The organism is Immundisolibacter cernigliae (assembly GCF_001697225.1).
In the GTDB taxonomy this organism is placed as follows: domain Bacteria; phylum Pseudomonadota; class Gammaproteobacteria; order Immundisolibacterales; family Immundisolibacteraceae; genus Immundisolibacter; species Immundisolibacter cernigliae.
Genome location: NZ_CP014671.1, coordinates 549032 through 563922, shown reverse-complemented (window position 1 = coordinate 563922; position 14891 = coordinate 549032). Strand labels below are relative to the sequence as shown.

General features: G+C 64.6%; 8 protein-coding genes. 2 read left to right on the top strand and 6 right to left on the bottom strand.

The window, feature by feature from the left end:
• The 3 genes from PG2T_RS02640 to PG2T_RS02630 form a co-directional block, all read right to left on the bottom strand.
• Positions 1 to 1359 carry a heterodisulfide reductase-related iron-sulfur binding cluster gene (locus PG2T_RS02640; RefSeq protein ID WP_068802699.1) on the bottom strand — a complete coding sequence of 453 codons (1359 nt, stop codon included), beginning with the start codon at positions 1357 to 1359 and terminating at the stop codon, positions 1 to 3.
• 154 nt (positions 1360 to 1513) lie between these two features.
• The gene (locus tag PG2T_RS02635; RefSeq protein WP_068802698.1) at positions 1514 to 1936 is read right to left on the bottom strand and encodes a rubrerythrin family protein; all 423 of its coding nucleotides are present in this window, start codon (positions 1934 to 1936) and stop codon (positions 1514 to 1516) included.
• Positions 1937 to 2093: 157 nt separating this feature from the next.
• A complete protein-coding gene (locus PG2T_RS02630; protein ID WP_068802697.1) occupies positions 2094 to 3011 on the bottom strand; it encodes a hydrogen peroxide-inducible genes activator in 918 nt (305 codons plus the stop codon).
• Between the two features lie 83 nt (positions 3012 to 3094).
• Between PG2T_RS02630 and PG2T_RS02625 the strand changes: the two genes are divergently transcribed.
• Positions 3095 to 3895, top strand: a complete 801-nt coding sequence (locus PG2T_RS02625) for an enoyl-CoA hydratase (RefSeq protein WP_068802696.1) — start codon at positions 3095 to 3097, stop codon at positions 3893 to 3895.
• 258 nt (positions 3896 to 4153) lie between these two features.
• Positions 4154 to 10849 carry a retention module-containing protein gene (locus PG2T_RS02620; protein WP_068802695.1) on the top strand — a complete coding sequence of 2232 codons (6696 nt, stop codon included), beginning with the start codon at positions 4154 to 4156 and terminating at the stop codon, positions 10847 to 10849.
• Between the two features lie 668 nt (positions 10850 to 11517).
• Here PG2T_RS02620 and PG2T_RS15315 read toward each other — a convergent pair.
• From PG2T_RS15315 to uvrB, 3 genes are all read right to left on the bottom strand, one after another.
• Complete coding sequence (locus PG2T_RS15315; RefSeq protein WP_075968123.1) at positions 11518 to 11931, bottom strand: type II toxin-antitoxin system VapC family toxin; 414 nt, start codon at positions 11929 to 11931, stop codon at positions 11518 to 11520.
• Positions 11928 to 12179 (bottom strand): AbrB/MazE/SpoVT family DNA-binding domain-containing protein, encoded by a 252-nt coding sequence (locus PG2T_RS15310; protein ID WP_075968122.1) that lies wholly within the window; start codon positions 12177 to 12179, stop codon positions 11928 to 11930. Before PG2T_RS15310 ends, PG2T_RS15315 begins: the two co-directional genes overlap by 4 nt.
• A 604-nt stretch (positions 12180 to 12783) precedes the next feature.
• Positions 12784 to 14814 (bottom strand): excinuclease ABC subunit UvrB, encoded by a 2031-nt coding sequence (gene uvrB / locus PG2T_RS02610; protein WP_068802693.1) that lies wholly within the window; start codon positions 14812 to 14814, stop codon positions 12784 to 12786.
• Between the last annotated feature and the right edge of the window lie 77 nt (positions 14815 to 14891).

The following is a 14891-nucleotide window of genomic DNA, read 5'->3' as shown; positions in this document are numbered from 1 at the left end:
TCAGACTCCGTAGGCCAGGCGCAGCAACTGCAGCGGGTGCTCGGACGGCTTGCCGTTGCCGACGCCGCTTTCGATGTGCTTGCAGGCGATCGGGCAGTCGCTGGCGTAGTGGATGGGGTCGATCTCGCGCACACGGTCGAACACCGGCGTGCCGATCTTCATCGACAGCGGATGGGTTTCCACCTTCACGCCGTAGGTGCCGTCGTGCCCGGCGCAGCGCTCGATGGCCACCACCTCGGTGTCCGGGATCAGCTGGAACACCTCGCGCGTCTTGAGGCCGATGTTCTGCACCCGCAGGTGACAGGGCGGGTGATAGGCGATCTTGCCAAGCGGCTGCTTGAAATCGGTCTTGAGCAAGCCGTCCTTGTGGCGGGCGATCAGGTATTCGAACGGATCGAAAATGCGCGCCGCGACCTTCTGCACGTCGGCATCGTCCGGGAACATCAGGCGTAGCTCCTGCTTGAACATCAGCACGCAGGACGGCACCGGCGCGACGATGTCGTAGCCCTGGTCCACGTAGGCTGCGAGTGCCGGCAGGTTGTGTTTTTTCAGCTCATTGACCGAGTCCATGTCGCCCAGTTCCAGCTTGGGCATGCCGCAGCAGCGGCTGTTGTCGGCCAGGGTCACCGGCAGGCCGTTGTGACGGTAGATGGCCGCCAGGTCATTGCCCAGCTCCGGCATCTGGTTGTGGCCGTAGCAGGTACCGAACAGCAGCACCTTGCCGGTGGTGTTGGCGCCGGGCTGCGGCGTCAGCGGCGCGTTGACCGCGGCCTGATCCTTGAAGTGGCGCTTCAGCGGCTTGCTCGCGAACGGCGGCAGCACGGCGTCGGCGTGGATGCCGATGACCTTTTCCATCACCTGGCGGGCCGGCTTGTTGCGGTTCACGGCGTTGACGGTTTCGGTGACTACCGGAATGCCGGCCAGCTTACCGGTCAGATCAGTCGAGGTCAGGAAGCGGTCGCGAAACGACGCGCCCTTGGTTTTGAACTTCACCGCCTTGGCGCGCAGCATCAGGTGCGGGAAGTCCACGTTCCACTCGTGCGGCGGCACGTACGGGCACTTGGTCATGTAGCACAGGTCGCACAGGTAACACTGGTCGACCACCTTGATGTAGTCGGCCTTGGCGACGCCGTCCACTTCCATGGTGGAGGACTCGTCCACCAGATCGAACAGGGTCGGAAAGGCCTGGCACAGGCTCACGCAGCGGCGGCAGCCGTGGCAGATGTCGAACACCCGCTCCAGCTCCTTCTCCAGCGCTTGCTCGTCGTAGTACTCGGCGGTCTGCCATTCGATGGCGTGCCGGGTCGGGGCTTCCAGGCTGCCTTCGCGGGGCGGCGTGCGGGACGGGGAATCAGCCATGATTGGGGCTCCTGCGTAACGGACCGGCGTTGAGACACTGATGACGGCAATGGCTCGGCACCCGGGCCGGCCAGCAACGGGGCCTTGCACCCCGCGACAAACGTTCCGAAAAGCGAGGCGGGGACCGTTGCCGGTCCCCGCCAGCGCCGGGGCCTCAGCTGCCCAGGGTATCCAGGGCCTTCTGGAAGCGGTTGGCGTGCGAACGCTCCGCCTTGGCCAGGGTCTCGAACCAGTCGGCGATCTCGGAGAAGCCTTCCTCACGGGCCGCCTTGGCCATGCCCGGGTACATGTCGCTGTACTCGTGGGTCTCGCCGGCGATGGCCGCCTTCAGGTTCTCGGCGGTAGCGCCGATCGGCAGGCCGGTGGCCGGGTCGCCGACGATTTCCAGATACTCCAGATGACCGTGGGCGTGGCCGGTTTCGCCTTCGGCGGTGGAGCGGAACACCGCCGAGACGTCGTTGTAGCCTTCCACGTCGGCCTTGTTGGCGAAGTACAGATAACGCCGGTTGGCCTGCGATTCGCCGGAAAATGCGGCCTTGAGGTTGCCCTCGGTCTTGCTGCCTTTCAAAGTAGCCATGTCATGACCTCCTGCTGTTGATTGACACCGTTCGGTTGCCGCCGGACTGGCGGAACTTCACGGCTACGCATGGTAGTCGGGCAAGGTGGGGGATGGAAGTTGATTTTTCCAATGCCGCCGATAGCCAATATCTATCGGTGCCCGGCCCGCAGCGATTCTAGCCGAAAGCCGATGACGAACCGGTGGCGGACGGGGCGCAGTCGGTGATGGCCTGCGCCAGGATCTCGATTGCCCGTGGGCGAAAGAAGCCGGTCCGCGAGGCAAGCGCCACCTGCCGGTACGGCGCCGTACCGCGAAACGGCCGCACCGCCAGCAGCGCCCGTTCGCGCGGCGACTCGCCCAGCGCGCCCACCGGCAGCACGCTGATGCCGGCGCCGCTGGCCACCATGTAGCGGATGGTTTCCAGCGAGCTGCCCTCCAGGCGCTGGCCACCCTTGTGCATCAGCGCCGGGCACAGGGCCAGCACCTGGTCGCGAAAGCAGTGCCGCGGTCCCAGCAACAGCACGTTCTCGTCCCCCAGCTGCGCCGGTCCGATGCTGGCCTGGCGGGTCCAGGGGTGGCCGGGCGGCATCGCCACCACGAACTCCTCGCGGTAGCAGGGCACCACATCGATGTCAGGCGCCCGGTACGGCAGCGACAGCACCACGGCGTCCAGCTCGCCGCGCTGCAGGCGGGTGCCCAGATCGTCCGTGTAGTTCTCCTCGATCACCAGCGGCATGCGCGGCGCCAGGCGGCCGAGCAGCGGAATCAGCCGCGGCAGCAGATACGGACCGATCGAGAAGATCACCCCCAGCCGGAACGGCCCGGCCAGCGGATCGGTGGCAGTGGCGGCCAGCGCCCGGATGGTGTCGACATCGGCCAGCACGCGCCGCGCCTGGTCGGCAATCTGCTGGCCGATCGGCGTCGGCTGGATGTGTCCGGGCAGGCGCTCGAACAGCGGCACGCCGAGTTCTTCTTCCAGCTTCCGGATGGCGATGGACAGGCTCGGCTGGCTCACGAAACAGTGCGCCGCGGCGCGGCCGAAATGCCGCTCGCGGGCCACCGCCACCAGATAGCGCAGTTCGTTCAGGGTCATGGCCGACTCGGCTTGGGTGGGCAGACGCGGATGCGGTATTGTGCCGGCCCGCGCCGTTTGCCGATCCTGCGAGGTCTGCCGCCATGAATCACCCCGATCCGGCCACCGGCCCGGTGCTGCTCACCGATCGCGATCCGGGCGGCGTGGTGCGCCTGACCCTGAACCGCCCGGCGCAGCGCAATGCCCTGTCCGAAGACCTGCTGCAGGCACTGAAGACCACGCTGACGGAACTGGCAGCCGACCCCGCCGTGCGCGTGCTGCTGCTGACCGGCGCCGGCCCGGCCTTCTGCGCCGGGCACGATCTGAAGGAACTGCGCGCCCTGCCCGACGAGGCGGCGGCCGGCGCCCTGTTTGGCCTGTGCGGCGAGGTGATGCTGGCGCTGCGGCGTTTTCCACATCCCGTGATCGCGCAGGTGCATGGCGTGGCCACGGCCGCCGGCTGCCAGCTGGTGGCCAGCTGCGACATGGCCATTGCATCGGACCACGCCCGCTTTGCCACGCCGGGCGTCAACATCGGTCTTTTCTGCAGCACCCCGGCGGTGGCGCTGACCCGCAACGTGGCCTACAAGCACGCCATGGAGATGCTGTTCACCGGCGACCTGATCGATGCCGCCACCGCCCATCGCTTCGGGCTGGTCAACCGGGTGGTGCCGACCGGCGAGCTGGACGCCGCAACCAACGCCCTGGCGGCGCAGATCGCCAGCCGCCCGCCGGCCGTGCTGAGCCTGGGCAAGGCCGCCGTGCAGGCGCAAATCGGCCTCAACGAGGCGGCGGCCTACGCCGACATGAGCGCCACCATGGCCAAAAACCTGCTGATGGCAGAAGCCGCCGAGGGCATCGACGCCTTCCTCGCCAAGCGCCCGCCGAACTGGCCTGCCGCCTGATCGCACGCCGCGGCGCCCGGTTCAACGCCGCGCAATCACCGCCCTTGTAGGAGCCCGGCTCCGCCGGGCGATTAGCGCGAGCCATCGGAAAATTGTAGGGGTCCGGCCATGCCGGGCGCTCACCGCGCTTCCCTTGGACTTCTAGCCAATAGCAACGCCCGCCCGGGGCGCACATCATGCGTCCCGTAAAAACCGCCAGCCCGGCCATCCGGGCGCCGCGCCGCGGTTTCCACACAATCTTCAACCGGGAGAACACCCATGGCAGCGCAGCAAATCGGCATCGTCACCACCGTCGTTGGCCACGTCGTCGCGGTCAACGCGGACGGCGTCGAGCGCGTCCTGGTCGTCGGGGACGTCGTCTACGCCGACGAGATCATCCGCACCGCCGATGCCGGCGCCGTCACCATCCAGTTCAACGACGGTGGCTGGTTCGACCTGGGCGGCAACGCCCAAGCCGTCCTGGACTCGGACGTCTACAGCCAGGAAGGTCCGGAGGCGGAAGCCGCCAGCGCCGTAGCCAGGGTTGAAGACATCCAGGCCGCCATCGAAGCCGGCGGCGATCCGACCCAATTGCTGCCGCCCACCGCGGCCGGGGCCGCCGCCGGCGGCGCCGGTGGCGAAGAAGGTGGCCACTCGTTCGTGGTCCTGAACCACGACTTCAATGCGCTGAACCCCGAGGCGGGCATCCCTACTGCCGCCGAGCCGCTGCTGTTCGAGAACACCATCGACATCATCCTGCCGACCGAGGAGCCGGAGCCGAGCATCGTGGTTTCGGTCGAGGTGGATGTGGAGATCGGTGGGGGCGAGCCCGGCGAGGGCGGGATCGTCCTGATTCCCGGTGGCACGCCCATCACGGGCGGGGTCGCGGGCGCCAGTGTCATAGAAGGTTCCGATGGCTTCAGCCATCAGGTGACGTTCCTGATTACTCTCAGCCAGGTGGCCACGACACCGGTAACTGTTACCTACACCATCGTGCCGGTTTCCGCGACCAATCCGGACGATTTTTTCGATGGCGCCCAAACCGGTACCGTCACGATTCCCGCAGGGTTTATCGGCTTTACCGTCACCGAAAATATCGTTGCCGATACTGTGATCGAGGGCAACGAGACCTTCCAGATTGTGCTCAGCAACGTTATCGGTGCAACGCTGCTCAATGACAGCGCCACGGTCACCATCGTGGATGACGATATTGCGATTGATGCCACTAACAACAGTGTGGACGAAACCGGCGGACTGGATTCCGTCACGGGCGTGCTTGACGTCACTTACTTGGGCGCGGGCACGACACCCGTCGTCACGCTGGCCGCGACTGACGCCACGTGGAATGCCGCCACCAACACCCTGACAGCCAATGACGGTAGTTGGCAGATCGTGGTGAACAACAATGAAACCTACACCTTCACCCAACTCCAGCCGATGGACCACCCGCAGGGTGGTGATCAGCACAATGACACCCTGCCTATCAACATCACCGCTGAGGTTTCCACGACCGTAGTCGTTAATGGTGTGTCATATACCAGCACGGCCGCGCAGCCGATTGTTATCACGGTGTATGACGACGGTCCGGACGCCTCGGCGAACGCTGGCACGGGCTCGGTCACGCTGGACGAAACCGGCGGTCTGGACACGGCGACGATTACTGCTGCCACCATTGCCGGCCTGTTCAATGCGCCGGTATACGGCCAGGACGGCGCAGGCACGACCACCTATAGCCTGAGCGCGACCGACGGGGCGCTCACCGGCATCTTCGTCAATGGCAGTGCGGATGAAGTCAATCTGTACAAGATCAGCGACACCCAGTACGAAGGCTGGACGGGCGACAACAACGACGTAGGCATCAAAGCCTTCACCATCAGCATCGACAGCGCGACCGGCGAAGTCACGGTGACGCAGCACGTCACCTTCAACCACCCGGTGGACGGCATGGGAGCCGCGCATGACGACGGTGTCAGCCTGAGCGGTGCGGCGGCGATCGGCGTGGTGCAGACGGTGACCGATGCTGACGGCGACTTTGACACGGCGACCAGCAGCAATGCGCTGTCGATCACCTTCAAGGACGACGGTCCGGACGCCTCGGCGAACGCTGGCACGGGCTCGGTCACGCTGGACGAAACCGGCGGTCTGGACACGGCGACGATTACTGCTGCCACCATTGCCGGCCTGTTCAATGCGCCGGTATACGGCCAGGACGGCGCAGGCACGACCACCTACAGCCTGAGCGCCACCGATGGGGCGCTCACCGGCATCTTCGTCAATGGCAGTGCGGATGAAGTCAATCTGTACAAGATCAGCGACACCCAGTACGAAGGCTGGACGGGCGACAACAACGACGTAGGCATCAAAGCCTTCACCATCAGCATCGACAGCGCGACCGGCGAAGTCACGGTGACGCAGCACGTCACCTTCAACCACCCGGTGGACGGCATGGGAGCCGCGCATGACGACGGTGTCAGCCTGAGCGGTGCGGCGGCGATCGGCGTGGTGCAGACGGTGACCGATGCTGACGGCGACTTTGACACGGCGACCAGCAGCAATGCGCTGTCGATCACCTTCAAGGACGACGGTCCGGACGCCTCGGCGAACGCTGGCACGGGCTCGGTCACGCTGGACGAAACCGGCGGTCTGGACACGGCGACGATTACTGCTGCCACCATTGCCGGCCTGTTCAATGCGCCGGTATACGGCCAGGACGGCGCAGGCACGACCACCTATAGCCTGAGCGCGACCGACGGTGCGCTCACCGGCATCTTCGTCAATGGCAGTGCGGATGAAGTCAATCTGTACAAGATCAGCGACACCCAGTACGAAGGCTGGACGGGCGACAACAACGACGTAGGCATCAAAGCCTTCACCATCAGCATCGACAGCGCGACCGGCGAAGTCACGGTGACGCAGCACGTCACCTTCAACCACCCGGTGGACGGCATGGGAGCCGCGCATGACGACGGTGTCAGCCTGAGCGGTGCGGCGGCGATCGGCGTGGTGCAGACGGTGACCGATGCTGACGGCGACTTTGACACGGCGACCAGCAGCAATGCGCTGTCGATCACCTTCAAGGACGACGGTCCGGACGCCTCGGCGAACGCTGGCACGGGCTCGGTCACGCTGGACGAAACCGGCGGTCTGGACACGGCGACGATTACTGCTGCCACCATTGCCGGCCTGTTCAATGCGCCGGTATACGGCCAGGACGGCGCAGGCACGACCACCTATAGCCTGAGCGCGACCGACGGGGCGCTCACCGGCATCTTCGTCAATGGCAGTGCGGATGAAGTCAATCTGTACAAGATCAGCGACACCCAGTACGAAGGCTGGACGGGCGACAACAACGACGTAGGCATCAAAGCCTTCACCATCAGCATCGACAGCGCGACCGGCGAAGTCACGGTGACGCAGCACGTCACCTTCAACCACCCGGTGGACGGCATGGGAGCCGCGCATGACGACGGTGTCAGCCTGAGCGGTGCGGCGGCGATCGGCGTGGTGCAGACGGTGACCGATGCTGACGGCGACTTTGACACGGCGACCAGCAGCAATGCGCTGTCGATCACCTTCAAGGACGACGGTCCGGACGCCTCGGCGAACGCTGGCACGGGCTCGGTCACGCTGGACGAAACCGGCGGTCTGGACACGGCGACGATTACTGCTGCCACCATTGCCGGCCTGTTCAATGCGCCGGTATACGGCCAGGACGGCGCAGGCACGACCACCTACAGCCTGAGCGCCACCGATGGGGCGCTCACCGGCATCTTCGTCAATGGCAGTGCGGATGAAGTCAATCTGTACAAGATCAGCGACACCCAGTACGAAGGCTGGACGGGCGACAACAACGACGTAGGCATCAAAGCCTTCACCATCAGCATCGACAGCGCGACCGGCGAAGTCACGGTGACGCAGCACGTCACCTTCAACCACCCGGTGGACGGCATGGGAGCCGCGCATGACGACGGTGTCAGCCTGAGCGGTGCGGCGGCGATCGGCGTGGTGCAGACGGTGACCGATGCTGACGGCGACTTTGACACGGCGACCAGCAGCAATGCGCTGTCGATCACCTTCAAGGACGACGGTCCGGACGCCTCGGCGAACGCTGGCACGGGCTCGGTCACGCTGGACGAAACCGGCGGTCTGGACACGGCGACGATTACTGCTGCCACCATTGCCGGCCTGTTCAATGCGCCGGTATACGGCCAGGACGGCGCAGGCACGACCACCTATAGCCTGAGCGCGACCGACGGTGCGCTCACCGGCATCTTCGTCAATGGCAGTGCGGATGAAGTCAATCTGTACAAGATCAGCGACACCCAGTACGAAGGCTGGACGGGCGACAACAACGACGTAGGCATCAAAGCCTTCACCATCAGCATCGACAGCGCGACCGGCGAAGTCACGGTGACGCAGCACGTCACCTTCAACCACCCGGTGGACGGCATGGGAGCCGCGCATGACGACGGTGTCAGCCTGAGCGGTGCGGCGGCGATCGGCGTGGTGCAGACGGTGACCGATGCTGACGGCGACTTTGACACGGCGACCAGCAGCAATGCGCTGTCGATCACCTTCAAGGACGACGGTCCGGACGCCTCGGCGAACGCTGGCACGGGCTCGGTCACGCTGGACGAAACCGGCGGTCTGGACACGGCGACGATTACTGCTGCCACCATTGCCGGCCTGTTCAATGCGCCGGTATACGGCCAGGACGGCGCAGGCACGACCACCTACAGCCTGAGCGCGACCGACGGTGCGCTCACCGGCATCTTCGTCAATGGCAGTGCGGATGAAGTCAATCTGTACAAGATCAGCGACACCCAGTACGAAGGCTGGACGGGCGACAACAACGACGTAGGCATCAAAGCCTTCACCATCAGCATCGACAGCGCGACCGGCGAAGTCACGGTGACGCAGCACGTCACCTTCAACCACCCGGTGGACGGCATGGGAGCCGCGCATGACGACGGTGTCAGCCTGAGCGGTGCGGCGGCGATCGGCGTGGTGCAGACGGTGACCGATGCTGACGGCGACTTTGACACGGCGACCAGCAGCAATGCGCTGTCGATCACCTTCAAGGACGACGGTCCGGACGCCTCGGCGAACGCTGGCACGGGCTCGGTCACGCTGGACGAAACCGGCGGTCTGGACACGGCGACGATTACTGCTGCCACCATTGCCGGCCTGTTCAATGCGCCGGTATACGGCCAGGACGGCGCAGGCACGACCACCTACAGCCTGAGCGCCACCGATGGGGCGCTCACCGGCATCTTCGTCAATGGCAGTGCGGATGAAGTCAATCTGTACAAGATCAGCGACACCCAGTACGAAGGCTGGACGGGCGACAACAACGACGTAGGCATCAAAGCCTTCACCATCAGCATCGACAGCGCGACCGGCGAAGTCACGGTGACGCAGCACGTCACCTTCAACCACCCGGTGGACGGCATGGGAGCCGCGCATGACGACGGTGTCAGCCTGAGCGGTGCGGCGGCGATCGGCGTGGTGCAGACGGTGACCGATGCCGACGGCGACTTTGACACGGCGACCAGCGCCAATGCCCTGAGCATCACCTTCAAGGACGACGGTCCGACGCTCGAGCCAATTGCCAACATCGTCATGCCCAACGAGCTACAAACTGTTACCGGCCAGATGGCGTTCGACGCCGGAAGCGACGGGGTCGGCCAGTTTGTTATCTCGAATGTGGATGACGACGGGTTTTCGACCTCGATTACCGGTGAAGGTACGAGTATGGTTACCGGCCTCGACGCGGACGACGTTCCTATTTACACCCTGACGGTTGATGACAGCGGGCAGTACCAGTTCACCCTGCTGCAGACTTCGGCGGAGGGAGATGTGGACTTTGATCTGACTGGGGTGGAACCCGGTGGCCCGGTTTCGACGCTGACGTTTACCGATGCCGACGATCCGGATGCTCAGATCCGGTTCGAGAACGCGGAGATAAATGGCAGCTCGGCCAATTTCAATCCGTCGAACGGGGAGTTCGGTGTAGGCAGCAATCTGTTCAATCAGAACGAGAGTTGGACGACGACGTTCATCGGCTTCCTGGCGAGCGACTTCACGCTCGCCTACGAGTTCAACGGTACGGGAACCTTGACCGTCCAATGGGAAGCGTTCGACGCGGACGGTGATTCCATTACCGGTTCCTTTGACGTGAGCGGGAACGGTGAGACGACCGTAGACTTTCTGGCATCCGGCGATTTCGACGGGAATGTGGTGAACGTCGATTTCAACATCACCAGCGCTGCCAACAATCAGGCCGCTAAGATCATGCTTACTTCTTTCGAGGCTACGGCCACATTCCCGCCTGACGACGAGCAGATCAGCTTCGACGTGCAGTTGCAGGACGGCGATGGAGACATCACCGCCGCGCAGAGCTTCACCGTGGACATCTACGCGAACGATCCGGTGCCGGCAACCGAGGCTTTTGACCTGCCCGGAACCACCGGTAACGACATTCTTTCGGGCGCGGCAGGAGCGGATATCCTGACGGGGCTTGAAGGGGACGATGTTCTCATCGGCGGCGGCGGCGGCGGCGACGACATCCTGGTGGGTGGTGCTGGCAGCGACGTGCTGTTCGGCCAGACCGGATCGGACACGCTTACGGGCGGAAGTGGTGGGCCGGACTCGACTAGCGACCGCTTCGTTTTCCAGCGTGGTGATGTGGGGCGTGGCGTGGACACCATTACCGATTTCACCGTTGCTCCCCTAGCGTCGGGTGGGGACGTGCTTGACATCAGCGACCTACTGGCCGGGGCGGGGATCACGCCGGCGCAATTCACCGATCACGAAAGCGACTACCTGGTTGTTGCGTCCGGTGCAAATACAACCATCGCCTTCGATGCCACTGGCGGGGACCACGCCGACGCAGTGCAGATCGCTACGCTGCAGAATGTGACTACCACCCTCGATACGCTGATCACCAACGGCCAGATCGACCACACGGTCTGAGGTCGCCCGGCATCGTCCAGGCCGCGCTGGTTGTTTCAGCGCGGCCTTTTTCTCGTGGGTTCCGGGCTAAGGTCTTGCCGGACTGATTAGAAAAAGCTCATCTGATTATTCTTGAGCGGACGTGCTGTTGGACAGCGGCCGCCATTTCTGGCGGATATGTGCAGTCACACACATTGTGTGTAGCGTGTGCTTGAAGTTTCTCCCCGGTATTTTTACCGGTATGCGCTCGTTATCGGTTCAGGGCGGGGCGCGACCCCTGCAACGATAAATCGGGCGTAAAGCTATGAAATCCGTCCGTTCGACTACATGGGTGGAAAGGCAACGGGCTCAGGTCTGGCATTGTTGCCCCACCACGGCAGGGCGAGCCGTTCCCGTAGCGCAGGGACGCGCCGCCAGAATCGGTGGCTGCAAGCTGCTGATTTTGCGAGCTATCGGGAAACTGTAGGAGCGGCGCCCTCGCCGCGAATCCAAAACGCGATCGCTACGCCTGACGATTCGGCCCGAGGGCGGGCCTCCCACGGGGTTTCCCTGGAGCCCGGCTGTGCCGGGCGATCATCGCGCAGCAAAGCTGCGCTCCCACAAGGTTTTTGGGTAGCGGGCGCCGAGAAATCCAGGATGGATTTATTCAGCGCTTCCCTGGGGATCGGGGGAGGCGGGATGCTGTAAAGCTAGACCTGACCCGAATGCCCCGGAAGGCGCGCTGGTTGGCCTTGTGCCGTGAGAAGTGCAACCGCTTTTTTGTCGAAGGATACGAAGACTTCCCCACCGAGCCAGTTTCCTTCATAGGCAATGACGCCATCGGCGAAATCACCTCCCGCTTCGAGCACCGACAGGCCCGCCTCTACGGCGGGCCGGTTCGCTTCCACGTTTGCGGCGGCAAGTAGTGCGCGGATAGCGGTGCTCACGTCGGATGGTTGGAAGTCGTAGACCCTGAGCAGCACCCACACAAATTCGCACAGACACGGCATTGCTACCGCGATCAATTCAGCATCGGTCAAGACCTTGGTGGCGACCTTCGCTTGTGCAGGATCATCGCGCACGACAGCACGAATGAGTACGTTGGTATCGACAGCGACCTTCATTCTTTGCCTGCCCAACCTTGGGCGGTCGCCGCGTTGATTTCTTCGATGGTGGCGACTTTCTGTGTCCGGTCCGCAAGCAATCCGATGAAGCCGTCAATCGTTCCGGTTGGCCGGGCAGCCTTGAGCATGCCGCGACCATTTGGCAGTAAATCCAGTTCGATCTTGTCCCCCGGCTTGATGCCGAGATGTTGCAGTACATCTTTTCTGAACGTCACTTGTCCCCGTGCGGTAACGGTCAATGTGGTCATGGCGTCCGTCCTCGCGGTCCCTTGTTGGAAATTTCGGATAATAATGCAATAACGCCTTACCGACAATACAAGGCCCCCGCATAGCCGTGGGCTCGGAGGTTTTCCCGGAGTCTGCGGGCCGGCGCAGGGCTAAGGCAACGGGCTCAGGTCTGGCATTGTTGCCCCACCACGGCAGGGCGAGCCGTTCCCGTACCGCAGGGCCGCGCTGCCAAAATCAGTGGCTATAAGCTGCTGATTGTGTGAGCTATCGGAAAACTGTGGGAGCGGCGCCCTCGCCGCGAATCCAAAACGCGATCGCTACGCCTGAGGATTCGGCCCGAGGGCGGGCCTCCCACGGGGTTTCCCTGGAGCTCGGCTATGCCGGGCGATCATCGCGCAGCGAAGCTGCGCTCACACAAGGTTTTTGGGTTGCGGGCGCCGAGAAATCCGGGATGGACTTGTTCAGCTTCCCTGAAGCAGGCAGCAGCGATGAGCTCGACCACGGCCCGTCCCGTCGCAATCGAGATCGATCCGGACCTCGAGGAGCGCGTGAAGCGCCTGGCGATGCCCGTGTCGCGAAGCTTACCGGCCTTACGCCCCAAGACCTGTAGCCCCGTTCGTTGACTTACGGCAGGGCGATATCCACCGCCCCGCCGCGCAGCGCCGTCTCCCGAATGGCGTGGATGCGGTCGCGTACCTGCGCCGCCTGTTCGAATTCCAGGTTCTCGGCGTGGCGGTACATGTCCTGTTCCAGGCGGGCGATGAGCTGGCCGATCTGGCGCGGCGACATGGCGCTGTAGTCGGCGGCTTGCTCGGCCACCTTGGCCAGGGTGCGGCGCTCGCTGGCCGGTTCCTTGCGGCCGATGTCGAGCAGTTCGGCGACGGCCTTTTGCACGCCGCGCGGGGTGATGCCATGCTCGGCGTTGTAGGCGATCTGCTTGGCGCGCCGGCGGTCGGTCTCGGCCAGGGCGCGCTGCATGGAGCCGGTGATGCGGTCGGCGTACAGGATGGCGCGGCCGTTCAGGTGGCGCGCGGCGCGGCCGATGGTCTGGATCAGCGATTGTTCGGAGCGCAGGAAGCCTTCCTTGTCGGCGTCCAGGATGGCCACCAGGGCGACTTCGGGCATGTCCAGGCCCTCGCGCAGCAGGTTGATGCCGACCAGGGCGTCGAAGGCGCCCAGGCGCAGGTCGCGGATGATCTCGGAGCGCTCCACGGTCTCGACGTCGGCGTGCAGGTAGCGCACACGCACGCCGTGCTCGGACAGGTACTCGGTCAGGTCCTCGGCCATGCGCTTGGTCAGCGTGGTGACCAACACGCGCTGGTCAAGGGCCGCGCAGCGGGTGATTTCAGACAGTAAATCGTCCACCTGGCTGGCCACCGGGCGGATTTCGACTTCGGGGTCGACCAGGCCGGTCGGGCGCACCACCTGCTCGATGACGGTGCTGGTGCGGCCAAGCTCGTACGGCCCGGGCGTGGCGGAGACGAAGATGGTCTGCGGCGCCAGGCGCTCCCATTCCTCGAACTTCAGCGGCCGGTTGTCGAGCGCCGACGGCAGGCGAAAGCCGTAGTCGACCAGCACTTCCTTGCGCGAGCGGTCGCCGCGGTACATGGCGCGCAGCTGCGGCGTCATGACGTGCGCCTCGTCCACCACCAGCAGGGCGTCGGGCGGCAGGTAGTCGAACAGCGTCGGCGGCGCCTCGCCGGCCGCGCGGCCGGACAGGTAGCGCGAGTAGTTCTCGATGCCGGAGCAGTAGCCGAGCTCCTGCATCATTTCCATGTCGAAGCGGGTGCGCTCTTCCAGGCGCTGGGCTTCCAGCAGCTTGCCGGCGGCGCGCAGGGCGGTCAGGCGCGGGCCGAGTTCCTGACGAATCTGCTCCACCGCGGCGCGGATGGTGTCCTTGGGCGTGACGTAGTGGGTCTTGGGGTAGATGGTCAGGCGCGGCACGCGGCGCTGGATGGCGCCGGTCAGCGGGTCGAAGTAGGCCAGCGATTCGATCTCGTCATCGAACAGTTCGATGCGCACGGCGTCGGTTTCGGACTCGGCCGGGAACACGTCGATGATCTCGCCGCGCACGCGGTAGGTGCCGCGCTTCAGGTCCAGGTCGTTGCGCGTGTATTGCAGCTCGGCCAGGCGGCGCAGGATGGCGCGCTGGTCGATGCGCTCGCCGCGCGACAGGTGCAGCACCATGCTCAGGTACATGCGCGGGTCGCCCAGGCCGTAGATGGCCGACACCGACGCCACCACGATCACGTCCCGCCGCTCCAGCACCGCCTTGGTGGCGGACAGGCGCAGCTGCTCTATCTGCGCGTTGATGGAGGCGTCCTTCTCGATATAGGTGTCCGACGCCGGCACGTAGGCTTCCGGCTGGTAGTAGTCGTAGTAGGAGACGAAGTACTCGACCGCGTTGTGCGGAAAGAAATCCCGGAACTCCGCGTACAGCTGCGCGGCGAGCGTCTTGTTGTGCGCCAGCACCATGGTCGGGCGCTGCACCGCCTGGATGACGTTGGCGATGGTGAAGGTCTTGCCCGAGCCGGTGACGCCCAGCAGCACCTGCGCGTCCTCGCCGGCCTGCAGCCCCTCGATCAGGCGTGCGATGGCCTGCGGCTGGTCGCCATCGGGAGCGAAGGGGCTGACGAGCTGGAACGGTTCGGTCATGGGGTACGCTGGCGCCGGGCAAACTCGTATATTAGCCGCCCTTTTTTGCCGCCTGCCCATATCGGGGTAACCACCGT

Coding starts and splice junctions, on each gene's coding strand:
- PG2T_RS02640 (WP_068802699.1), bottom strand. CDS start 1,359: ATGGCTGATTCCCCGTCCCGCACGCCGCCCCGCGAAGGCAGCCTGGAA.
- PG2T_RS02635 (WP_068802698.1), bottom strand. CDS start 1,936: ATGGCTACTTTGAAAGGCAGCAAGACCGAGGGCAACCTCAAGGCCGCA.
- PG2T_RS02630 (WP_068802697.1), bottom strand. CDS start 3,011: ATGACCCTGAACGAACTGCGCTATCTGGTGGCGGTGGCCCGCGAGCGG.
- PG2T_RS02625 (WP_068802696.1), top strand. CDS start 3,095: ATGAATCACCCCGATCCGGCCACCGGCCCGGTGCTGCTCACCGATCGC.
- PG2T_RS02620 (WP_068802695.1), top strand. CDS start 4,154: ATGGCAGCGCAGCAAATCGGCATCGTCACCACCGTCGTTGGCCACGTC.
- PG2T_RS15315 (WP_075968123.1), bottom strand. CDS start 11,931: ATGAAGGTCGCTGTCGATACCAACGTACTCATTCGTGCTGTCGTGCGC.
- PG2T_RS15310 (WP_075968122.1), bottom strand. CDS start 12,179: ATGACCACATTGACCGTTACCGCACGGGGACAAGTGACGTTCAGAAAA.
- uvrB (WP_068802693.1), bottom strand. CDS start 14,814: ATGACCGAACCGTTCCAGCTCGTCAGCCCCTTCGCTCCCGATGGCGAC.